Consider the following 20,980-nt stretch of genomic DNA (forward strand, 5'->3'; position numbering starts at 1 on the left):
GGGTGTCGAGCCAGAACGGCCGGGGCCGGGCGTGGGCGAGGTTGGCGTGGAGGGGTTGGCTGGGCATGCTGTGCTCCGACGGATGCAGGTGGGGGTGCGCTGGCACCGTGGGAGTTTTTTACTGGTTGCGCGTGGGCGCGCAAACGACTCCGGGCTCTTTGCGGGCACGCCCGGAACCGCAGCCGGCACAGACCGGCGTGACAGAGGAAGCAGATGAAACAGGACAACGGCTGGAGCACCGGCCTCGAAGAGCAGCACTACCGCGTCGACCCGGCGGGGGCGGCCACCCACGCGGTGGTGATGCGCTACCACCAGGCCTGGCGCCGCCACGACATCGACGCGCTGATGGCGCTGTTCGACCCGCAGGTGGAATACAACGACTTCTTCCAGGGCCGGCGCATCGCTCCCGCCGAGCTGCGTGATTTCCTGCTCGCCGGGATGCCGGCGTCCGGCGACGAGAACCAGCTGTACTGCGACCGCCTGCGGGTCGACGGCGACACCGCGTTCCTGCAATACCAGGTGACCCTGCGCGGCACCGAAGGGCTGGTCTCGTTCCGCGCCTGCGAGGCGCTGACCGTGCGCGACGGGCGCATCGTCCAGGTCAACGAACACACCGCGCTGCTCGGCCAGCGCGAGGCGCCCAGCGGCGCCGCCAACCCGCGCGTGGCGGTGAGCCGCCTGGGCCTCTCGGCGCGCCAGTTGGGCCTGCTGGCCGGCGATATCCAGCAGTACTTCGAGCAGGGCCAGCCCTACCTCAACCCCGACCTGGACATGCCCCAGGTGGCCGCCGCCACTGGCTACACGCGCAACCAGATTTCCTTCTTACTCAACCAGGTGCTGGGCTGCAGTTTCTACCAGCACCTCAACCAGCTGCGCCTGAAGCACCTGCTGGCGCAACTGGAAGTCGCCGGCGCCGCCACGCGCATCGACGAGCTGGCGCGCGAGGCCGGCTTCCGCTCGCTGTCGACCTTCTACCGCTGCTTCCGCGAGGAAACCGGGCTGTCGCCCAAGGCCTGGCTGGAGCGCCGCGCCGCCGGCTGAGTGCGTCCGGGCCCGCGTGCAAGGCGCGGGCGCTGCCGGCGCCGGGGCGCCGCGGCTATCCTCGGGGCTTTCCCACTCGCGCCCGCGCCAAGGGCCCCAGGAGAGCGACATGAGCGAACGACTCTACATCGACGGCCAATGGCGAGCGGCCGCCGCCGGCGCCACCTTCGACACCCTCGACCCGGCCAGCGAAGCGCCCCTGGCGCAACTGGCGGCGGCCGGCGCCGAAGACATCGGCGCCGCCGTGGACGCCGCCCGCCGCGCCTTCGACCAGGGCCCCTGGGGGCAGAGCACGGGCGCCGAGCGCGGTGGTTACCTGCGCGCCATCGCCGAGGGCCTGCGCGGCCGCCGCGACGCCCTGGCGCGCCTGGAAGTGCGCGACAACGGCAAGCCGCTGCCCGAGGCGCAGTGGGACATCGACGACGCCATCGGCTGCTTCGAGTACTACGCCGGCCTGGCCGACACCCTGGACGGCGCCGGCGAAGTGCTGGAGCTGCCCGACGAACGTTTCCGCTGCCGGGTGCTGCGCGAGCCGGTGGGCGTGGCCGGGCAGATCATCCCCTGGAACTACCCGCTGCTGATGGCCGCCTGGAAGGTCGCCCCGGCCCTGGCGGCCGGTTGCAGCATGGTCCTCAAGCCCTCCGAACTGACCCCGCTGAGCGCCCTGCAACTGGCCGAGGTGGCCGACGCCGCCGGGCTGCCGGCGGGCGTGCTGAACGTGGTCACCGGCCTCGGCCGCGACGCCGGCGCGCCGCTCTCGGCGCACCCCGGCGTGGACAAGCTGGCCTTCACCGGCAGCGTGCCGACCGGGCGCGCGATCATGTCGGCGGCGGCCCAGGACATCAAGAACGTCAGCCTGGAGCTGGGCGGCAAGTCGGCGTTCATCGTCTTCGACGACAGCCACGTCGAGGCGGCGGTGGAGTGGATTCTGTTCGGCATCTTCTGGAACCAGGGCCAGGTGTGCAGCGCCACTTCGCGGCTGCTGGTGCAGCAAGGCATCGCACCGAAGCTGATCGAGCGCCTGGTCGAGGAAACCCGGCGCATCCGCATCGGCAACGGCATGGACGAAGGCGTGCTGCTCGGCCCGCTGGTCAGCCAGGGCCAGCACGCCAAGGTGCTGCAGGCCATCGAGCGCGCCCAGCGTGAAGGCGCGCGCCTGGCCTGCGGCGGCAAGCGCCCGGCGCACCTGGAGCGCGGCTGGTTCGTCGAGCCCACGGTGTTCCTCGACGCGCCGCTGGACAGCGCCGTGTGGCGCGAGGAAATCTTCGGCCCGGTGCTGGCGGTGCGCACCTTCCGCGACGAAGCCGAGGCCGTGCGCCTGGCCAACGACAGCCCGTTCGGCCTGGCCGCCGCGCTGATGTCCGCCGACCCGCAGCGCTGCCAGCGGGTGAGCCGCGCGCTGCGCGCCGGGATCGTCTGGGTCAACTGCTCGCAACCGACCTTCACCCAGGCGCCCTGGGGCGGCTACAAGCAGAGCGGCATCGGCCGCGAGCTGGGCGTGTGGGGCCTGGACAACTACCTGGAGACCAAGCAGGTCACCGAATACACCAGCGCCGACGCCTGGGGCTGGTACCTGTAGGCGCGGACCGCGCCCGCGAATCGCGCGCATGGCGCGCTCCTACGGGGAGCGCGGTGCCCGCGCCAGCACGTGGCGTAGGGCGCATAACGCCACAGGCGTTATCCGCCGTCCCCAATACGCTGTGCGTTCCGGCTGGCGGCGGATAACCGCGAACGGTTATCCGCCCTACAAGGCCTGGAGGAAATCCAGCAGCGCCTGCAGCTCGCCGGCATCCAGCCGCAGCGGTTCGAGCAGCGGCGAGGTCTTGGGGAACAGCGGGTCGTCCTTCTGCTGCGCCGTCGGTTGCGGGTGGAACATGCCGGCGTTGTACATGTTGAGGACACCGCGCAGGTCGGGGAACAGGCCGTTGTGCATCCACGGCCCGGTGCGCGCCACCTGGCGCAGCGAGGGCGTGCGGAAGGCGCCGACGTCCTCGGCGCGGCCGCTCACCCGGAAGCGGCCGAGGTCTTCGTACTTGCGCCCGTAGTAGGTCAACCCGAGGTTGTGGAACTGGTCGTCGCTCAGCGCCGCGCCCTGGTGGCAGTTCAGGCAGCGCGCCTTGCCACGGAACAGGTCCAGGCCGCGCAGCTGGCTGTCGCTCAGCGCCTGGCTGTCGCCCAGCAGGAAGCGGTCCAGCGCGCCGCGCCGGGGCACCAGGCTGCGCTGGTAGGCGGCCAGCGCCTGGCCCAGGCGTTCGGCGCTGATGACCTCGGTGCCGAAGGCGGTGGCGAACGCGCGCGGGTAGTCGGTGTGCTCGCGCAGGCGCGTCAGCAGCGGGTCGAGGGTGAAGGCCATTTCCAGCGGGTCGACGATGGGCATCAGCGCCTGCTGCTCCAGGCTGCCGGCGCGGCCGTCCCAGAACAGCTGGCTGAAATGGCTGGCCATCGCCACGCTGGGCGCGTTGCGCCTGCCGGCCTGGCGGTCGTGGCCGAAGGACACCTTGCGGCCGTCGGCGAAGGCCAGGTCCGGCTCGTGGCAGGAGGCGCAGGCGAGCTGCCCGGAACGCGACAGCAGCGGGTCGAAGAACAGCTTCTCACCCAGCGCCACCTTGAGCGGGTCCTGCGCCGGTGGCTTGGGCAGCGACGCCAGTTCGTGCCAGGCGACGCCGGGGCTCAGGTTCGGCGCCGGCCAGTTCGCGCTGGGCTGGCTGTACACCCGGCGCAGGCAGGCGTGGTCCACCGCGCCGCCCGCCGGCGTGGCGCAGTCTTCGCCGTGAACCTGGCCGGCGAGCAGCAGCGCGGCGGCCAGCAGCATCCTAGAAGCGATAACCCACCTCCACCCAGAACTGCCGGCCGACCTCGTAGGTGGGCACGCCGCTGGTGCTGTTCACCGTGCTCACCGCCACTTCGTCGAGCACGTTGAACACGTCGAGGTTGACGAACACCGCCTGGTCCTTGGCCGTCGGCCGTTCCCAGGCCAGACGCAGGTCCCAGGTGACCACGGCGTCCTGGCGTTCCTCTTCCCAGACGTCCACCGCGGTGCCCTGGTAGTTCACGCTGTCGCCGGTGTCGATGATCTGCCGGTAGCCGGCGCGGTAGCGCAGGAAGTTGCTCCAGGTGAGGTTGGCCTGGGGGATCTCGGTGATGGTGGTCAGGCGCGCGGTCCAGGGGCGGTTGAAGTTGTCCGCCGGGCGTTCGGAGTAGCGCATGAACTTGCCGTCGTACTGGATGATCGGGTCGGCCAGGTCGGCCTCGCTGACCGCTGTGGAGTAGTCGACGTTGGAGCTGGTCACATCGGTCCAGTCCAGGGCCAGCTGCAGCATGCTGCTGGTGCCGGCGAGCTGGAAACGCCGTTGCGGGGTGACGGTGAAGGTGAGGATGTCGCTCTCGCTGCTGCCTCCGTTGGTGTAGGTGTAGTAGGTGCTACTGAGGTCGCCGGTGGCCGGCTGGCCGAGGTAGCGACCCTGGGTGCGGATGATCTGGTCGCGGCCGTCGCGGTGCACGTACTTCAGGGCGAACTCGGTGTTGAAGGCCAGCTGGCTGACGCCCAGGGTCCACTCGTCGTCGTAGGGGATGTCCAGCTGGTTGAAGCGCGTGCCGTTCTGCGTGCGCACCGGCGCGCCCCAGGCGGCGGCGCCGCTGGCGCGGGTCTGCTTGTACTGCAGGGCGGCGCGGCCGTCGTACAGGCGGTAGGCGAACATGTTGCGCCCGTAGTAGCGGTTGGCGCCGCCGGTGAAGCGCGTGCGGCCGTCGCCGAACAGGTCGTACTCGGCGGCGAAGCGCGGCGCCAGGGTCTTCTTGTCCATGTAGTCGTCGCCGTCCAGGCGCAGGCCGGGGCGCAGGGTGAGGCGGCCGATGTCGATCTGGTCCTGGGCGTAGAGCGCCCAGGAGGTGGTGTCGAACTCGATCTTGCCGGCCTCGTAGACGTTCAGCTGGGTGAACGCCTGGCCCTTGCCGGCGAAGTAGGGCGTCGGGCTCATCGAGCACCAGTCGCTCTCGCGGCAGGCGCTGGTGGCCTTGAGCAGCGAGCCGTACTGGAACTCTTCCAGGCGCTCGTAGTAGACGTTCTGCCGCGCCAGCTCCAGGCCGGTCTGCACGCGGTGTTCGCTGCCCAGCAGCTGCCAGGGGTGCCAGTCGGCGTTGAGCTTGTAGCTCAGGCCCGTCTGGCGTTGCTCGATGTCGCCATAGTTGCCCTCGGAGCTGAGCACGGTGGAGCTGCTGGCATTGGGCGCGCTCCAGTTCTTCTCCGGCGACCAGCGCCAGCCCTTGTAGTAGTTCTTCTCGCTGTCGCGGGAGTTCTCCAGGCGCGACCAGGCGAAGGTCTGGGTGACGTTGGCCAGCGAGGCGTCCCAGATCGCCCGCAGGCTGGCCTGGTAGCCGCCGGACTGGATGTCGAGCATCGAGTCGCGGCCGTTGACGATGAAGTAGCGGTTGTCCTGCGGGGCGTAGGTCAGCGCGCCCTCGAAGGCGAGGTCGTCGCGGGCCTGCCAGACGCCCTTGAGGTAGTAGTTGTCGATGCGCCGGGTCTGGTCCTTGTCGATGCCCTCGGCCGGGTCGCTGTAGCTGGCGTTGTAGCCCTTGAGCGGGATGGTGGAACGCTTCGACGAGTAGTTCAGCAGCAGGCCGAGGTCGTCGGTGACGTGGCCTTCGAGGGTGCTGCGCAGCACCAGCTTGTCGAACTCCGGCTGGTTGGTGTAGCTGGTGGAGTTCTCGAAGTTCTGCTCGTCGCGCTCGTCGATGTGGTAGCGCGTCCATTCCGAGCGGCTCACCTGGGCGGACACCTTGCCGTGCAGGTCGCGGGTCGGCTGCCGGGTGTTGGCCTCGATCACCCCGCCGTTGAAGCCGCCGTAGGAGGCCGGGACGTTGCTGTCGAGCACCTTCACCGAGTCCAGCAGGTCGGTGTCCAGGGCCAGGCCCTGGCTGCGTCCGGGCACGTCGGTCATGTTGCCGGCGCTGCTGGCGTCGGCCGCCGGGTCGATGTCGTTGTTCATGCTCACGCCATCGACCAGGAACAGGTTCTGCCAGTACTTGGCGCCGTTGATGCTGACGTTGGCCGGGTCGATCTCGCCAGGCGTCTTGCTGCTCAGCTGGGCGTCGTCGAACTGTACGTTGGGGTCCATCTTCAGCAGGCTGGTGATGTCGCCGTTGCCGGCCGGCAGGCGCTCGATCAGCTCGCGGTCGAAGACCATCGCGCCCTGGAAGCTTTCCTGGCGGGCGGCGCGCACCCAGACGTCGTCGGTGGAGATGGCGCGGCTGAGGTCGACGCGGAACAGCGTCACCAGGTTCGGCTCGGCGTAGCGCCAGTGCAGGCCGCTGCCGCGCAGCAGGTCTTCCAGCGCCGTCCAGGGGCTCAGCTGGCCGCTCACCGGCTGGCTGCGCAGGCCGGTCAGCAGGTCGCTGTCGACGCTGACCTGCAGGCCGCTCTGCTGGCCGAAGGCGAGCAGGGCGTCGGCCAGCGGCTGGGCCGGGATGGCGAAGCGCAGCTTGCGTTCGGCGGGCATCGAAGCGTCGTCGGCGACGTCGTCGGCCAGCGCCGGCAGGGTGAACAGGGGGGCCAGGCTGAGCAGGCCGACGCCGCCGACCTGACGCAGGGTGGAGCTGAAACGGCCGCGACGCGGGGCCGCGGACTTCCCGTTGGGGTTCATCTTGCGCTGTCTCCGGACGGACGCCACTGGCGTCTCTATCAATCGAGAACGACTCTCAGTCGCATTCAGCGCTCAATGACGTAGGCCGCGCGGTTTTTTTCAGTCGCGGATGAAAAAATTATCTGTCGGACTCTGCCGACAGCCACAACGGCCCCCAGCCGCCGACCTTGCCACCGAAGGGCTGCAGCATGGCCTGCAAGGCGCCACGCGGGTCGCGCAGGTCGTACACGCCGGTGACGCGCTTGCCGGCGAAGGCTCGCGCGTCCACCCGCAGCACGCCGGGGTAGTAGCGGCGCAGCTGGTCGAACAGCTCCGGCAGCGGTGTGTCGCTGGCCAGCAACTGGCCCTGGCGCCAGGCGCCGATGCGCTCCACCGGCAGCTTGTCCTGGCGCGCCAGTTCGGCCTGCGCCGTCAGCGACAGGTGATCGCCGGGGCCCAGCTGGCGCAGCGGCAGGCCGCGCGGCGGCTGCACGCGCACCGAGCCGCGCGCCACCGCCACCTCCCAGGCCAGCGGGTCGGCGCGCAGGTCGAAGGCGGTGCCGGTGACGGTCACCTCGCCGCCGCCGGCCTCGACGCTGAAGGGACGGGCGCTGTCATGGGCGACGTCGAAGAACGCCTCGCCCTTGAGCAGGCGCAGGTGCCGGCGCGCCGTCGAGAATTCCACCTGCAGCTCGCTGCCGGCGGCCAGCGCGACCCGGCTGCCATCGGGCAGTTGCAGCTCGCGATTGGCGCTGGCGCTGAAGTGGTTCGGGTCGCTCGGCTGGCCGAGCCAGGTGGCCACGCCCAGCAGCAGCGCGGCGGCCAGCGCCACCGGCCAGCGCGGGCGCTGGCGACGCGGCCGGGCCAGCGGCGGCGGTTCGGCGTTGGCCGGTTGCGGGCGGGCGTCGGCGCTGGGCACGCCGCTCAGCCGCCAGGTCTGCCCGGCCAGGCGCAGGGCCTGGGCGCGGCGCGGGTCGGCGGCGGCCCAGGCGCGGCAGGCCTGGCGCAGCTCGGCGGAATCCGGCGCCTCGCGCAGGCGCAGCAGCCAGTCCAGGGCTTCCTGCCAGAGCGGGTCGTCGTCGCGGGGGGTGAAACGTGGCGGGGTGGCGCTCACGGCGGCGTCCTCATCCATGGGATCGGCGGCACGCATTGTCGGCGGCTTCGGCCCGCGACGCCAGGCTTCAGTGTCCATCGTCGGCAAGGCTCCGCGCGCAGTGGGTGAGGGCCTGGCGCACCAGGTTGTGGACCATGGCCACCGACAGCTGCAACTGGTCGGCGATCGCCTGCAGGGTCAGGCCCTCCAGGCGGTACAGCTCGAACACCCGGCGCGTGCGTTCGGGCAGCTCGCCCAGGGCGCTGTGCACGCGCAGCAGCTCCTCGCGCTGCAGGGCGATCTGCTCGGGGGAGGGGCGCTGGTCGCTGAGGAAGTCGAAGAAATCGTCCTCCGCCGCCTGCTGCTCCTCGCGCACCGGCCGGCGGATGAAGTCCAGCGCCAGGTTGCGCACGATGCGGTACAGGTAGGCGGAAGGCTGGCTGCTCGGCTCGGCGCCGGCGAAGCGCAGCCAGGCTTCCTGCACGATGTCCTCGGCCTGCGCCCGGCAGCCGACGATGGGCGTGGCGTAGCTGACCAGCGCCGGGCGATGGGCGAGGAACAGCTGCAGCTTGTGTTGGCCTGGGTCGCTCACGATGACGGCGGTTCTGGCGGCCACGAGTGGCGCTTTGTTGGGGATGAAAATCATTATCATCCCAGGAAGGGCGGGGAGATGCCAGGGGAATTGCGAGGTGTTCGTGGCGGTGCGGCGAAGCGTAGGGCGCATAACGCCCCAGGCGTTATCCGCCGTCGTCGGTGGGCAGTGGGCACGGCGGATGACCGCGAACGGTCATTCGCCCTACGGGGTGTTTCGTTGCGGTGCGGGGAAACGTAGGGCGCATAACGCCTCGGGCGTTATCCGCCGTTGACCGTGGGACGGCGGATAATCGCGGGCATGGCCCGTTCCTACGGGCAGATGTCGAGGATGGCGCGGGCCGCCGTCTCGGTGCCGCGCGAGGCCTGCATCTGGCTGCGGACCTGCGCCAGGCGCGCGTGCATGGCCGCATCGCCGAGCAACTCGGCCAGGGCGCCGGGAAGGGCCGCCAGGGGCGCCTCGAAGCGCGGCAGGTAGCGCGCCACGCCGACTTCCTCGGCGCGCCGGGCGTTGTCGTGGCCGTCCCAGCAGTAGGGGATGATCACCGACGGCAGGCCGTGGTACAGCGCTTCGCAGAAGCTGTTGTTGCCGCCGTGGTGGATGAACAGCTGGCACTCGCGCAGCACCGCCGGTTGCGGGTACCAGCTGTCGAGGTAGACGTTGTCCGGCACCGTCGCGTAGTGCTCGCGGTAGGCGCCGACGTTGATCAGGAAGCGGTAGGGCAGCTGCGCCACCGCGTCGATCAGCCGTTGCATCATCACCACGTCGGCGGCGCCGAGGCTGCCGAAGCTCACGTAGATCAGCGGCGCGTCGTCGTGGCGCGGGAACTGCGGCGGCACGTAGGGCGCCTCGCTGCGCACGCAGCCGTCCAGGTACAGGTAACGCTCGGCCGCCAGCGGTTCGGCGCGCTCATAGCGCACCGGCGTCGGCGACAGCAGCAGGTTGAGCCAGGGCGAGTCCTCGAGGAACTGCCCGGCCGGCAGCGGCGCGTGGCCGCAGTCGTCGAGGAAGCGGGCGAAGCGCTGCTGGGCCGGCTTCAGGGCCTCCAGGTAGCGTTCGCGGAAGCGCGCGCAGGCCTGCGGGTCGCTGGCGCTGGCGCCGGACAGGTAGGGCGGCACGGCGGCGTCCGGCAGCTCGGTTTCGGCGCACGAGACCATGCGCACCCAGGGGCAGCCGGCGCGGGTGATGGCCGGGAAGGCCACCACGTTGTCCAGCACCACGGCGTCGGGTTTCAGCCGCGCGAGCAGTTGCTGCAACGGTTTCTCCGACTCGATGGCGGTGTCGATGATGGCGTCCCAGGCCGGCGCCACGTAGCTGTCGATCTGCGCAAGCGGAGTCTGGTCGAAGTACGGCACATTGCGCTCGATGAAGCGTTCCCAGTAGTGCTGGTGCTCGGCGGCGGACAGCGGCGAATCCAGCTGCAGCGGGTACTCGGCGAAACCGTACTCGGCGAAGATGCCCTGGAAGTGCGAATGGCAGATGAACACCGGCCGCGCGCCCATGTCGCGCAGGGCCTGGGCGATGCCGATGCAGTTCAGCGCGGCGCCGAAGCTGGCCTCGGGGAAGAAGGCGATGGTTCTGGTTCTGCTCATCGGGGGCATTTCCCTGGCCGGTCGGGTGCCGGCTTGGTCACGTGAAACGGATACTGCATTTTTTTCAGAAAAAAAACACCCTTAGATGAAAAATCAGCGGCGCAGCCCCGCCAGCCCTTGGGGAATGCCGCGGTTGGCCGTCTGCGGCCGTTGCGCGGCGGACAGGCGCAGGTGCAGGCGCATCAGGTCGGCGGCCACTTCCAGCTGGCCGCGCTCGACCTGCTCGATGATCCGCAGGTGCTCGCGCAGGGCTTCCTGCAGGCGGTGCACGCTGACCATCGGCAGCAGGTTGGGCAGGCGCCGCAGCTTCTGGTGCTGCAGCAGGGCGTCGGCGATGAAGCGGTTGCCGCAGCCCTGGGCGACCAGCTCGTGGAAGCCGATGTCCAGCTCGCGGAACTGCGCCACGTCGAAGCGCTCCACCGGCGCCGCGAGCAGCTCCTCCATGGCCCCGCGCAGCAGCGCCAGGCGCGCCAGGTCGGGTTCGAAGCCCGGCGCCAGCAGGGCCTCGGGCTCCAGTACCAGGCGGTAGCGCAGGCTGTCTTCCAGCGCCGCGAGGTTGTTCAGCAGCGGGCGGAAACTCCAGCTCTGGCCGGCGCCGCGCTCCAGCACCTGGTCTTCGCTGAGCTGCGCCAGGACCTTCTGCGCGGCGGCGCGGGAAATCTCGTAGCGGCGCATCAGCTCGCTGGCCCCCAGGCTGTTGCCCAGGCGCCCGGCCATGCGGTCGCGCAGCACCGAGGCGGCCAGCGCCTGTTCCTCGGCCTGGGGCAGGGCGGGGCCGAGCACCTGGCTGGAAGGGTCGGCGGTGAGGTGGTAGCCCTTGCCGGCCTGGTGGGCGGCGAGGTTCTGCTCCAGCAGCAGCGCCAGGGCCGCGCGGATCAGCGTGCGGGAAACCCCGAAGGCGCGCGCCAGCTGTTGCTCCGAGAGGCCGTCGCCGGCGGCAAGGCCCTGGTCCTGGGCGTGCTCGATGATCTTGCGCGCCAGCTCCAGGTGGTTGGTGCGCGGTTTTTTTTCGCTCTCGTTGCTCAAGCCGGATACCTCTGTGTCGGGCCTCTGCCGCCGCGGCTGCATGGCGCCGGGCGGGGCGCGTGCCCCTTATGCCACAGCCGCCGGTGCTCAACAAGAATGCAACAAAGTGTTGACTTCGCCAGCTGGTTGGTTTTTATTTTCGAAAAAAGACATGTAGTACGCTTTTCGTTCCGCTGCCCTTCGAAACAACAACAACCCGTCGTTAGGTGCGCAAGATGAAGCTGAAGACCATGCTCTACGCGGGGGCCACCCTCGCGCTCACGCTGTCCGCCACCACGGCCAGCGCCAAGGACCTCGTGATCTCCATCTGGGACGGCTACATGGCCCCGGACGCGCTGGAGAAATTCCACAAGGACACCGGCCTCGAAGCCGACAAGTCGCTGCACGCCACCAACGAGGAGATCATGGGCAAGCTCATGGCCTCCGGCGGCGAAGGCTACGACGTCGTGTTCGTCTCCTCGCCGTTCGCCGAGATCCTCCACAAGCAGGGCCTGCTGGCCGACATCGACCCGGCCAAGGTCCCCAACCTGAAGAACCTCTATCCCGAGGCGCAGAAGCTCGAGTACGACCCGGGCAACCACTTCTCCGTGCCCTACACCTGGGGTACCACCGGCATCTGCTACCGCTCCGACAAGGTCAGCCCGGCGCCGTCCAGCTGGAGCGACCTGCTCAAGCCCAGCGACGCGCTCAAGGGCAAGACCACCATGCTCGCCACCGACCGCTGGCTGCTCGGCGCCGGCTTCCTGGCCAACGGCTGGTCGGTGAACGACGGCAACCCGGACCAGATCGCCGTGGTGCGCGACCAGCTGATCGCCACCAAGAAGCGCCTGCTGTCCTTCGACGACACCACCTTCTACTCCAAGCTGGCCTCCGGCGAGGCGCTGATGGCCCACGCCTGGGACGGTTGGTGCAACTACGGCACCCAGGCCAACGCGGCGATCAAGTTCGTGGTGCCCAAGGAAGGCTCCGACCTCTGGGTGGACACCATGGTGGTGCTCAAGCGCTCGAAGAACCCCGAGGCCGCCTACCGCTTCATCAACTACATGCTGGAGCCGGCGAACCACGCCTGGGTGGCGGAGAACATCCTCTACAAGGTGCCCAACCAGGCGGCCATGGCCACGCTGAAGGCGGACCTGCTGGCGAAGTACCCGAACCTCACCACCACCCCGGCCGAGCTGGTGAAGCAGCAACAGCTGCGTGACGTCGGCGGCTCCACGCAGAAGGCCTACACCCGCGCGGTCACGGAAATCATGGCTGCCCAGTAAGGGGTCGGCTGCGCGTCGGCGATGCTGCGTTGAAAACAAGCGCGGGCTTGCTCATTTAGCGGCCTGAACTCCGCGCCCACGCTTGTTTTCGCCTTGCCTCGCTCTAGCTCGCTCGCCCCGAGACTTCACTGCATTTAATAACCCTGAAGCACCCCACCTGGCGTGGGGTTGGGGGAACTACGCATGACCGCTTTGTCCGCCGACCGCAAACTGTCGGCCTGGCTGCTCGCGCCCGGGCTGGGCTGGCTGGCCCTGTTCCTGCTGCTGCCGTGCCTGCTGGTGCTGCTCTACAGCTTCCTCGAACGCGGTGCCTATGGCGGCATCGACTACGTGTTCACCTGGGAGAACTACCAGCGCGCCATGGACCCGCTGTACCTCGACATCCTCCTGCGCTCGGCGAAGATCGCAGGTCTCGCGATGCTCTTCGCGGTGCTCCTGGGCTACCCGGCGGCCTACGCCATCACCCGCGCCACGCCGCGCCGGCAGGCGGTGTACCTGTTCCTGGTGATGCTGCCGTTCTGGAGCAACTACCTGATCCGCACCTACGCCTGGATCGTCCTGCTCAACCGCGAAGGCCTGCTCAACCGCCTGCTCAGCCTGCTGGGCTACGAGGGCGAGCCGATCAACCTGCTGTACACCGACGGCACCGTGGTGCTGGGGCTGGTGTACAACTACATCCCCTTCGTGATCCTCGCCATCTACTCCTCGCTGTCGCGCATCGACCGCGAACTGTGGGAAGCCTCGCGCGACCTCGGCGCCTCCGGCTGGACCACCTTCCGCCGCGTGATGCTGCCGCTCTCGGTGCCCGGCGTGGCGGCCGGCGCGGTGTTCGTCTTCGTGCTGTCGATCGGCAACTTCATCACCGCCGACCTGCTCGGCGGCAAGCAGGTGCAGATGGTCGGCAACCTGATCTACGCGCAGTTCCTCACCGCCCGCGACTGGCCGTTCGGCTCGGCGCTGAGCTTCTTCCTGATCGGCATCATGCTGGTGCTGCTGTTCATCCAGGCCCTGGTCGCGCGCCGGGCCCAGGGCGCGGAGGGCGAACGCCATGCGTAATCCTTCCGGCCTCGCCCTGGGCGCCCACCTGTGGCTGGTGTACGCCTTCCTCTATGTGCCGATCCTGGTGCTGATCCTGCTCTCGTTCAACGCCAGCGGCCTGCCCACCGCCTGGGGCGGCGCCTCGCTGAAGTGGTACGCCAAGCTGCTGGCCAACGCCTCCATCCAGCACGCCGCGCTGAACACCCTGATCGTGGCGCTGACTTCCACCTTCATCGCCTGCGTGCTCGGCACCCTGCTGGCGCTGGGCGTGGAAATGCGCGCGCGGAACCAGGGCACGGGGCGCGGCGGCAACCTCGCCGACACCCTGCTGATGGCGCCGATGATCATCCCCGACATCGTCCTGGCCATCGCCCTGCTGAGCTTCTTCAACCTGCTGAAGATGAGCCTGGGGCTGCACTCCATCATCCTCAGCCACGTGGTGTTCAACATCGCCTTCGTCTGCGCGGTGGTGCGCACCCGGCTGAAGCACTTCGACTACTCCATCCTCGAAGCCAGCATCGACCTGGGCGCCGGCTGGTTCACCACCGCGCGGCGGGTGCTGTTGCCGGCAATCTTCCCCGGCGTGCTGGCCGGCGGCCTGCTGGCGTTCACCCTGTCGGTGGACGAATTCATCATCGCCTTCTTCAACTCCGGCTCCGGCAGCGCGTCCACCACGCTGCCGATGCAGATCTACTCGATGATCCGCTTCGGCGTCACCCCCGAGATCAACGCCCTCGCCACCCTGGTGATGCTGGTCAGCTTCACCGCGCTGTTCGCTTCCCAACGTCTGAACAAGGTGCCCAAAGCCCATGACTAAGCCATCCGACCTGCTGGTCCTGGACCAGGTGAGCAAATCCTTCGGCGAGGGCCTGACCGCGGTGGACCGGGTGTCGCTGAGCATCCGCGAGAACGAGTTCTTCGCCCTGCTCGGCCCCTCCGGCTGCGGCAAGACCACCCTGATGCGGATGATCGCCGGCTTCGAGACGCCCACCTCCGGCGCCATCTACCTGGGCGGCCGGGACATCTCGCCGCTGCCGCCGAACAAGCGCCCGCTGAACCTGATGTTCCAGTCCTACGCGCTGTTCCCCAACATGAGCGTGCGCGGCAACATCGCCTACGGCCTGGAGATGGAAAAGCTGTCCGCCGCCGAGATTCGCCAGCGCGTCGACCAGGTGCTCGACACCGCGCAGCTCGGCCAACTGGCCAACCGCCGGCCCGACCAGCTCTCCGGCGGCCAGCGCCAGCGCGTGGCCCTGGCCCGCGCGCTGGTCAAGCGCCCGCGCGTGCTGCTGCTGGACGAGCCGCTCGGCGCGCTGGACAAGAAGCTGCGCGAGAAGATGCAGCTGGAACTCAAGCGCCTGCAGCACGAGAGCGGCATCACCTTCATCATGGTCACCCACGACCAGGAAGAAGCCCTGGTCATGTCCGACCGCATGGCCGTGCTGCGTGACGGCAAGGTGTGCCAGGTCGGCAGCCCCAGCGAACTCTACGAGAACCCCGGCAGCCGCTTCGTCGCCGACTTCATCGGCGTCAGCAACCTCATCGACGGTGAGCGCGTGGGCACCGACCAGCTGCGCGCCGGCGGCCAGTTGCTGAATATCGAGCGCGGCGCCGAAGCCGGGCCGCACAGCGTCACCCTGGCCCTGCGCCCGGAGCGCCTGCGGGTGCTCACCGAGGCCGCCCCGGCCACCGACAACCAGGTGCAGGGCGAGGTGGCGGAAATCGCCTACCACGGCCTCGACACCAACCTCCACGTGCACACCGCGCTGTCCAGCCGGCCGCTGATCGTCCGCGTGCCGTCCTCGGACTACGACCACCTGCGCCTGGCCACCGGCATGCCCGTGCGCCTGGGCTGGGACGCGCGCCACGCCCGCGTGCTGAGCCACTGACTGCCTACAAGAAGAACCAGGAGAATTGTCATGAGTGAACGCAAGGTCATCGCCTTCTTCCCCGAGGCCGCCTACGGCCCGGCCCTGAACTCCGTCGGTATCGCCCAGGCCTGCGAGGCCCTGGGCCACAAGGCGGTGTTCCTCACCGACCCGGGCATGACCGGGGTCTACGCGGCGTACGGCTTCGAGGAGCACTACGTGAACATGTCCGAACCGATGCCCGCCGAGGAGATGGCGCGCTACTGGACGGACTTCATCAACGGCCACATCCCCAACTTCCGCAAGGCGCCGATCGACCAGCTCGACAACTACGTGAAGGAGTGCTGGGAGGCCATCGTCTCCACCTCCAAGTGGGCGCAGAAGGAGCTGCCGGCGATCCTCGAGCGAATCAAGCCGGACCTGATCTGCGTCGACAACGTCATCCTCTTCCCGGCCATCAAGCACTACGGCAAGCCCTGGGTGCGGATCATCTCCTGCTCGGAGAACGAGGTGCACGACCCGGACATCCCGCCCTACCTGTCGGGCATGAGCGTGGACGACAAGGACGGCCACGCGCGCTTCCAGAAGCGCTTCGAGGAAGTGATCGCGCCGATCCACGCCGACTTCAACGACTTCCTCGCCCAGTGCGGCGAGCGCCCGTACCCGCTGGGCACCTTCTTCGAAGAGTCGCCGTACATGAACCTGCTGCTGTACCCGGACCCGGTGAAGTTCGCCCGTCGCCACCCGCTGCCGGCGCGGCAGTTCCACTACCTGCAGGGCTGCGTGCGCACCGACAAGCCCTACGAGATTCCGCCGTTCAAGGCGCACAACGACAAGCCGCTGCTGTACGTCAGCTTCGGCAGCCTCGGCTCGGGCGACGTCGAGCTGCTCCAGCGCCTGGTCGGCGCCATCGGCAAGCTGCCGTACCGCGCGCTGTTCAACGTCGGCGAGCACGTGGAGAAGTACACCGACCTGCCGGACAACGTGATCGTCTCCAACTGGTACCCGCAGCCCTCGGTGATCGAGCAGGTGGACGCGGTGATCCACCACGGCGGCAACAACAGCTTCACCGAGTGCCTGTTCTTCGGTAAGCCGGCCATCGTCATGCCCTACGTGTGGGACGGCCACGACAACGCCATGCGCGCCCAGGAAAGCGGCCACGGCCTGCGCATGGACCGCTACGACTGGAGCGAGCAGGACCTGGCGCGCAACATCGCCCAGCTGCTGGGCGACCAGCTGATGCAGGAGCGCCTGGCGCGCACCAGCGACTACATGCGCTCGCGCAAGGGCCCGGAAGACGCCGCGCGGATTCTCGATGGGCTGCTGCAGGGCAGGGCGGTGAACCATGCCTGAGTTCCGCAAGGATTCGAGCGCGCCGCACATCCTCGGCGCCCGCGCCTACGACGACCTGGTGGACTGGGGCGTGCAGGGCGACGCCCTGGAAGGCGTCTCGCACTCCAGTGGGCGCCTGCTGTTCAAGGGCCCGAACAACAGCCCGGAGACCGGCCTGTGGGTCTGCACCCCGGGGCGCTGGCGCCTGGCGATCCCGCGCGACGAGCTGTGCCACTTCGTCGCCGGCCGCGCCACCTACCGCTCCGACGCAGGCGAAGTGATCGAAGTGCAGCCCGACACCCTGGTGCTGTTCCCCGCCGGCTGGACCGGCGAATGCACCGTGCACGAGACCATTCGCAACCTCTACATGCTGGCCTGAGACACCGGCGGATAACCGCGAACGGTTATCCGCCCTACATGACCACCCGTAGGGCGCATAACGCCACAGGCGTTATCCGCCATCGAGCCACACCGGAACCCACCGGCGAATCACCGCAAACGGTCATTCGCCCCACAAGACCGACCACCCGTAGGGCGCATAACGCCCCAAGCGTTATCCGCCGCCGAGCGGCACCGAACCCACCGGCGAATCACCACAAGCGGTCATTCGCCCACATGCTTCGCCTCATCAGGAGTGAACGATGAAAACCCCCGTAATCCACCGCCCGCTGGAAGTCACCGAACTCAAGGACTGGGGCGTGATCCCGACCATGCTCGAAGGCGAGTCCCACGTCAGCGGCGTGGTCCTGCACAAGGGCCCCGAAGGCCAGTCCGAATGCGGCATCTGGCACTGCACGCCGGGCAAGTGGTTCTGCCACGTCACCAGCGACGAGTTCTGCCACTTCCTCGAAGGCCGCTGCACCTACGTGCACGAGTCCGGCGAGGTGATCGAGATCGAGCCGGACACCGCCGCCTTCTTCCCCAAGGACTGGAAGGGCGTGTGCACGGTCCACGAGACCATCAAGAAGGTCTACATGATCCGGTGATCCCATGAGCCAGAGCCTTGCCCCCGACACCCGCGCCGCCGCGCGCGAGGCCTTCCTCGCCGCCAGCGGCCACCCCGGCCACGCCCTCGACGCGCTGCCGGCGGACGCCTCGGCGCGCCGCTACTTCCGCCTCGGCGGCCAGGGCCTGCTGCTGATGGACTCGCCGCCCGGCGCCGAGCCGCTGGCGCCCTACCTGCAGGTGGCGCAGCTGCTGCACGCCTGCGGGCTGTCGGCGCCGCGCGTGCTGGCGGCGGACGTCGGCCAGGGCCTGGCGCTGATCGAAGACTTCGGCCAGGCCACCTACACCCGGCTGTTCGCCGGCGGCTACGAAGCAGCGCCGCTGTACCGCCTGGCGGTGGACGCCCTGGTCGAACTGCACCGCGCAGGCGCCGCCGCCGCCGAAGGCCTGCCGGCCTACGACGCGGCCAGGCTGGCGGAGGAGGGCGCGCTGTTCATCGACTGGTACGCGCCCCTGCTGGTGGGCCGCAGCGCCGCCGCGCAACTGCGCGACGACTACCTGGCGACCTTCGCCGCGGCCTGCCGTGGCGTGGCTTCGCGCCGCGAGGTGCTGGTGCTGCGCGACTACCACGTGGACAACCTGATGCTGCTCAAGGAACGCCCCGGCGTGGCCGCCTGCGGCCTGCTGGACTTCCAGGACGCCCTCTGCGGCGCGCCGGCCTACGACCTCATGTCGCTGCTGGAGGACGCCCGCCGCGACGTGCCCGAAGCCCTGCGCGAATCGCTGCTGAGCCACTACCTGACCCACCGCCCCGAGCTGGACGCCCGGCAGTTCATCGCCGACTACCAGGCCCTCGCCGCGCAACGCCACGCCAAGGTGCTCGGCATCTTCGTGCGCCTGGCCCGGCGCGACGGCAAGCACGGCTACCTGGCGCACCTGCCGCGCGTGCTCGGCCTGTTCCAGCGCGCCCTGGAAGCCCCGGCGCTGCACCCGCTGCGCGACCTGCTCGACCACCGACTGCCGCACTGGCGCCAGGCCCTGCACACCGACGTGCTGGCCCAGCGCCTGGCCACCGACTGAACCGCCCGGAGAACCCCATGACCGCCTTCCACAGCGACACCCCGCTGCGCTTCGTCAACCCCGACTACCAGGCCCCGGCCAGCGCCCGCACGCGCGCCATCGTCAACCCGGCGGACCTCAGCCCGGTGGGCCGCATCGCCCTGGGCGACGCCGCCGACGTCGAGGCCCTGGTGGCCGCCGCCAACTCGGCCCAGCGCGCCTGGCGCCAGGTCGACGCGAAGAGCCGCGCCGCGCTGCTGCACCGGCTGGCCAGCGCCATCGAAAGCGACCAGGCCACCCAGCGCGAAGTCGCCCGGCTGATGACCCTGGAAATGGGCAAGCCCTTCCCCGAAGCCATGGGCGAGCTGGCCAACTGCGCGCCGATCTTCCGCTACTACGCGGAAATGGCCCGCGACGACGCCGGCAAGGTGGCCGGCACCACCCAGATCGGCTCCTTCCAGCACGTGCGCTACGAACCCTACGGCGTGAGCGTGCACATCATGCCGTTCAACTTCCCCATCCTGCTGATGTGCTGGACCCTGGCCGCGTCCCTGGCCGCCGGCAACGCCTGCATCGTCAAGCCGGCGGAAAGCACCAGCCTGTGCACCCTGAAATTCATGGAGCACTTCAAGGTGCTGCCGGCCGCACTGGTCAGCTGCCTGCCCGGCGACGCCAGCACCGCGCAACTGCTGGTGCAGTCCGAGGGCACCCACGCCGTGGCCTTCACCGGCAGCGTGGCGGCCGGCAAGGCGGTGGCCGTGGCCTGCGCCGAGCGCATGAAGCCGGCGGTGATCGAGGCCGGCGGCAGCGACCCGCTGATCGTCTCCAAACACGCCCCGCTGGAAGTCGCGGCGGCCGGCGCGGTGACCGCGGCCTTCCACCTCACCGGGCAGATCTGCACCTCGGCAGAACGCTTCTTCGTGGTCGACGAGGTCCACGACGAATTCGTCGCGCGCTTCGCCGAACGCACCCGCCAGCTGCGCATCGGCCACGGCCTGGAACGCTCGGAAATCGGCCCGCTGGTGAGCGAGGCGGCGCGCGCCAAGGTCATGCGCCTGGTCGACGACGCCCTGGCCAAGGGCGCCACCCTGGTCTGCGGCGGACGCATCCCGCCACACCTGCCGGTGGGCTGGTACTACGAGCCGACCATCCTCACCGGCGTCACCCCGGACATGGCGATCTTCAGCGAGGAATGCTTCGGCCCGGTGGCGGCCATCTGCAAGGTCAGCGACTTCGACGAAGCCATCCGCCTGGCCAACGACTCGCCCTTCGGCCTGGGCGCCTCGCTGTTCTCCACCGACCTCGCCGAGGCCATGGAAGCCTCCGACCGCCTGGAGGCGGGCATGGTCTGGGTGAACAACCCGCTGATCGACAACGACGCGCTGCCCTTCGGCGGCTGGAAGATGTCGGGCCTGGGCCGCGAACTCGGCCGCCAGGGCCTGGACGCCTTCCGCCGCAGCAAGATGGTGATCATCGACCACCAGCCGAAGGTCCACGACTGGTGGTACCCGTACCCCGACGACGTCTTCTACCAGGCCTGAGGAGGCAGCCATGCCGGGATTCCCCACGCTGGCGGTGATCCTCGCCGCCGGCCAGGGCACGCGTATGCGTTCGCGCTTGCCCAAGGTCATGCACCCGGTGGGCAACCGCCCGCTGCTCGGCCACGTGCTGGCGACCTGCGCGGCCGCCGAAGTGGAACGGGTGGCGGTGGTGCTCGGCCCGGACGCCAGCGAAGCCCACGCCTACGTGGCCGCCACGGCCCCCGCCGCGCGGCGCTTCACCCAGCACGAACGCCTGGGCACCGCCCACGCCGTGCTGGCGGCGGAGCAGGCCCTGCGCGACTTCAACGAAGGCTGCGTGCTGGTGCTCTGCGGCGACACCCCGCTGCTGCGCCCGCACACCCTGCAGCGCCTGCGCCAGGCCCTGGAGCAGGGCGCCGCCGTCGCCGTGGCCGGCTTCCGCACCCGAGAGCCGGGCGGCTACGGCCGCCTGCTGATGGAGCAGGGCGCCCTCAAGGCCATCCGCGAAGCCCGCGACGCCAGCCCCGAGGAACTGGCCATCGACCTGTGCAACGGCGGCGTCATGGCCTTCCGCGCCGACCACTGCCTGTGGCTGCTGCAACGCATCGGCCGCGACAACGCCCAAGGCGAGTACTACCTCACCGACGCCGTGGCCCACGCCAACGCGGCGGGCCTGCCGGTGGCCATGGTGGAAGTGCCGGAAGAGGAAATCCTCGGCGTGAACGACCGCCAGCAACTCCACGAGGCCGAACGCCTGTTCCAGCAACGCCGCCGCCAGCAGGCGATGGAGGAGGGCGTCAGCCTGCTGGACGCGGCCACCGTCTACTTCAGCGCCGACACCCAATGGGCCCGCGACGTGACCGTGGAACCCTGCGTGGTCTTCGGCCCCGGCGTCAGCCTGGCCGAAGGCACCCGCGTCCCGGCCTTCAGCCGCCTGGGCACGCCATAGCGAACTACCAGAACCACACCCATCTCCCCACCCACGCCG

At 69.5% G+C, this 20,980-nt stretch carries 18 protein-coding genes; 12 read left to right on the plus strand and 6 right to left on the minus strand.

Annotation, left to right across the window (positions count from 1 at the left end; all coding sequences use genetic code 11):
* Positions 1 to 213: 213 nt before the first annotated feature.
* Both P3W75_RS23555 and P3W75_RS23560 read left to right on the plus strand, forming a co-directional pair.
* Complete coding sequence (locus P3W75_RS23555; protein ID WP_276229730.1) at positions 214 to 1,041, plus strand: nuclear transport factor 2 family protein; 828 nt, start codon at positions 214 to 216, stop codon at positions 1,039 to 1,041.
* Positions 1,042 to 1,150: 109 nt separating this feature from the next.
* A complete protein-coding gene (locus tag P3W75_RS23560) occupies positions 1,151 to 2,620 on the plus strand; it encodes an aldehyde dehydrogenase family protein (RefSeq protein ID WP_276229731.1) in 1,470 nt (489 codons plus the stop codon).
* 165 nt (positions 2,621 to 2,785) lie between these two features.
* On the opposite strand, the gene P3W75_RS23565 is transcribed toward P3W75_RS23560, so the two are convergent.
* The 6 genes from P3W75_RS23565 to P3W75_RS23590 all read right to left on the minus strand — a co-directional run bounded on the left by P3W75_RS23565 (position 2,786) and on the right by P3W75_RS23590 (position 10,965).
* Positions 2,786 to 3,853, minus strand: a complete 1,068-nt coding sequence (locus P3W75_RS23565; protein WP_276229732.1) for a cytochrome-c peroxidase — start codon at positions 3,851 to 3,853, stop codon at positions 2,786 to 2,788.
* A gap of 1 nt (position 3,854) precedes the next feature.
* Entirely contained in the window at positions 3,855 to 6,683 is a 2,829-nt protein-coding gene (locus tag P3W75_RS23570; protein WP_276229733.1) for a TonB-dependent receptor, read from the minus strand.
* Positions 6,684 to 6,801: 118 nt separating this feature from the next.
* On the minus strand, positions 6,802 to 7,812 hold the full coding sequence (locus P3W75_RS23575; protein WP_276229734.1) for a FecR family protein: 1,011 nt from the start codon (positions 7,810 to 7,812) through the stop codon (positions 6,802 to 6,804).
* A 31-nt stretch (positions 7,813 to 7,843) separates the two neighbouring features.
* A complete protein-coding gene (locus P3W75_RS23580; RefSeq protein ID WP_276229735.1) occupies positions 7,844 to 8,347 on the minus strand; it encodes a sigma-70 family RNA polymerase sigma factor in 504 nt (167 codons plus the stop codon).
* Between the two features lie 311 nt (positions 8,348 to 8,658).
* Positions 8,659 to 9,939 carry a glycosyltransferase gene (locus P3W75_RS23585; protein ID WP_276229736.1) on the minus strand — a complete coding sequence of 427 codons (1,281 nt, stop codon included), beginning with the start codon at positions 9,937 to 9,939 and terminating at the stop codon, positions 8,659 to 8,661.
* A gap of 93 nt (positions 9,940 to 10,032) precedes the next feature.
* Entirely contained in the window at positions 10,033 to 10,965 is a 933-nt protein-coding gene (locus P3W75_RS23590) for a GntR family transcriptional regulator (protein WP_276229737.1), read from the minus strand.
* A 215-nt stretch (positions 10,966 to 11,180) separates the two neighbouring features.
* Between P3W75_RS23590 and P3W75_RS23595 the strand changes: the two genes are divergently transcribed.
* The 10 genes from P3W75_RS23595 to P3W75_RS23640 all read left to right on the plus strand — a co-directional run bounded on the left by P3W75_RS23595 (position 11,181) and on the right by P3W75_RS23640 (position 20,941).
* On the plus strand, positions 11,181 to 12,230 hold the full coding sequence (locus P3W75_RS23595) for a polyamine ABC transporter substrate-binding protein (RefSeq protein WP_276229738.1): 1,050 nt from the start codon (positions 11,181 to 11,183) through the stop codon (positions 12,228 to 12,230).
* A 183-nt stretch (positions 12,231 to 12,413) separates the two neighbouring features.
* On the plus strand, positions 12,414 to 13,286 hold the full coding sequence (locus tag P3W75_RS23600; RefSeq protein ID WP_276229739.1) for an ABC transporter permease: 873 nt from the start codon (positions 12,414 to 12,416) through the stop codon (positions 13,284 to 13,286).
* Positions 13,279 to 14,085: an ABC transporter permease gene (locus P3W75_RS23605; protein ID WP_276229740.1), complete on the plus strand. Its 807-nt coding sequence runs from the start codon at positions 13,279 to 13,281 to the stop codon at positions 14,083 to 14,085. Before P3W75_RS23600 ends, P3W75_RS23605 begins: the two co-directional genes overlap by 8 nt.
* Positions 14,078 to 15,157: an ABC transporter ATP-binding protein gene (locus tag P3W75_RS23610; RefSeq protein WP_276229741.1), complete on the plus strand. Its 1,080-nt coding sequence runs from the start codon at positions 14,078 to 14,080 to the stop codon at positions 15,155 to 15,157. Before P3W75_RS23605 ends, P3W75_RS23610 begins: the two co-directional genes overlap by 8 nt.
* Before the next feature lie 30 nt (positions 15,158 to 15,187).
* A complete protein-coding gene (locus tag P3W75_RS23615) occupies positions 15,188 to 16,489 on the plus strand; it encodes a glycosyltransferase (RefSeq protein ID WP_276229742.1) in 1,302 nt (433 codons plus the stop codon).
* Positions 16,482 to 16,847 (plus strand): cupin domain-containing protein, encoded by a 366-nt coding sequence (locus tag P3W75_RS23620; protein WP_276229743.1) that lies wholly within the window; start codon positions 16,482 to 16,484, stop codon positions 16,845 to 16,847. The genes P3W75_RS23615 and P3W75_RS23620 overlap by 8 nt, the downstream gene beginning before the upstream one ends.
* Positions 16,848 to 17,109: 262 nt before the next feature.
* Positions 17,110 to 17,454: a cupin domain-containing protein gene (locus P3W75_RS23625; RefSeq protein ID WP_276229744.1), complete on the plus strand. Its 345-nt coding sequence runs from the start codon at positions 17,110 to 17,112 to the stop codon at positions 17,452 to 17,454.
* Between the two features lie 4 nt (positions 17,455 to 17,458).
* On the plus strand, positions 17,459 to 18,493 hold the full coding sequence (locus tag P3W75_RS23630) for an aminoglycoside phosphotransferase family protein (protein WP_276229745.1): 1,035 nt from the start codon (positions 17,459 to 17,461) through the stop codon (positions 18,491 to 18,493).
* Between the two features lie 17 nt (positions 18,494 to 18,510).
* A complete protein-coding gene (locus tag P3W75_RS23635; protein ID WP_276229746.1) occupies positions 18,511 to 20,013 on the plus strand; it encodes an aldehyde dehydrogenase family protein in 1,503 nt (500 codons plus the stop codon).
* Between the two features lie 10 nt (positions 20,014 to 20,023).
* Positions 20,024 to 20,941, plus strand: coding sequence for an NTP transferase domain-containing protein (locus P3W75_RS23640; protein WP_276229747.1), 918 nt, complete (start codon positions 20,024 to 20,026; stop codon positions 20,939 to 20,941).
* Positions 20,942 to 20,980: the final 39 nt, after the last annotated feature.

The sequence above is a fragment of the Pseudomonas citronellolis genome, from assembly GCF_029335315.1.
Classification (GTDB): Bacteria; Pseudomonadota; Gammaproteobacteria; order Pseudomonadales; family Pseudomonadaceae; genus Pseudomonas; species Pseudomonas citronellolis_A.

What these genes read in the sequence shown, in the direction of transcription:
- P3W75_RS23625 (WP_276229744.1), top strand. Translation starts at nt 17,110, where the DNA reads ATGAAAACCCCCGTAATCCACCGCCCGCTGGAAGTCACCGAACTCAAG.
- P3W75_RS23640 (WP_276229747.1), top strand. Translation starts at nt 20,024, where the DNA reads ATGCCGGGATTCCCCACGCTGGCGGTGATCCTCGCCGCCGGCCAGGGC.
- P3W75_RS23565 (WP_276229732.1), bottom strand. Translation starts at nt 3,853, where the DNA reads ATGCTGCTGGCCGCCGCGCTGCTGCTCGCCGGCCAGGTTCACGGCGAA.
- P3W75_RS23600 (WP_276229739.1), top strand. Translation starts at nt 12,414, where the DNA reads ATGACCGCTTTGTCCGCCGACCGCAAACTGTCGGCCTGGCTGCTCGCG.
- P3W75_RS23615 (WP_276229742.1), top strand. Translation starts at nt 15,188, where the DNA reads ATGAGTGAACGCAAGGTCATCGCCTTCTTCCCCGAGGCCGCCTACGGC.
- P3W75_RS23575 (WP_276229734.1), bottom strand. Translation starts at nt 7,812, where the DNA reads ATGCGTGCCGCCGATCCCATGGATGAGGACGCCGCCGTGAGCGCCACC.
- P3W75_RS23595 (WP_276229738.1), top strand. Translation starts at nt 11,181, where the DNA reads ATGAAGCTGAAGACCATGCTCTACGCGGGGGCCACCCTCGCGCTCACG.
- P3W75_RS23635 (WP_276229746.1), top strand. Translation starts at nt 18,511, where the DNA reads ATGACCGCCTTCCACAGCGACACCCCGCTGCGCTTCGTCAACCCCGAC.
- P3W75_RS23555 (WP_276229730.1), top strand. Translation starts at nt 214, where the DNA reads ATGAAACAGGACAACGGCTGGAGCACCGGCCTCGAAGAGCAGCACTAC.
- P3W75_RS23605 (WP_276229740.1), top strand. Translation starts at nt 13,279, where the DNA reads ATGCGTAATCCTTCCGGCCTCGCCCTGGGCGCCCACCTGTGGCTGGTG.
- P3W75_RS23610 (WP_276229741.1), top strand. Translation starts at nt 14,078, where the DNA reads ATGACTAAGCCATCCGACCTGCTGGTCCTGGACCAGGTGAGCAAATCC.
- P3W75_RS23630 (WP_276229745.1), top strand. Translation starts at nt 17,459, where the DNA reads ATGAGCCAGAGCCTTGCCCCCGACACCCGCGCCGCCGCGCGCGAGGCC.
- P3W75_RS23585 (WP_276229736.1), bottom strand. Translation starts at nt 9,939, where the DNA reads ATGAGCAGAACCAGAACCATCGCCTTCTTCCCCGAGGCCAGCTTCGGC.
- P3W75_RS23560 (WP_276229731.1), top strand. Translation starts at nt 1,151, where the DNA reads ATGAGCGAACGACTCTACATCGACGGCCAATGGCGAGCGGCCGCCGCC.
- P3W75_RS23570 (WP_276229733.1), bottom strand. Translation starts at nt 6,683, where the DNA reads ATGAACCCCAACGGGAAGTCCGCGGCCCCGCGTCGCGGCCGTTTCAGC.
- P3W75_RS23620 (WP_276229743.1), top strand. Translation starts at nt 16,482, where the DNA reads ATGCCTGAGTTCCGCAAGGATTCGAGCGCGCCGCACATCCTCGGCGCC.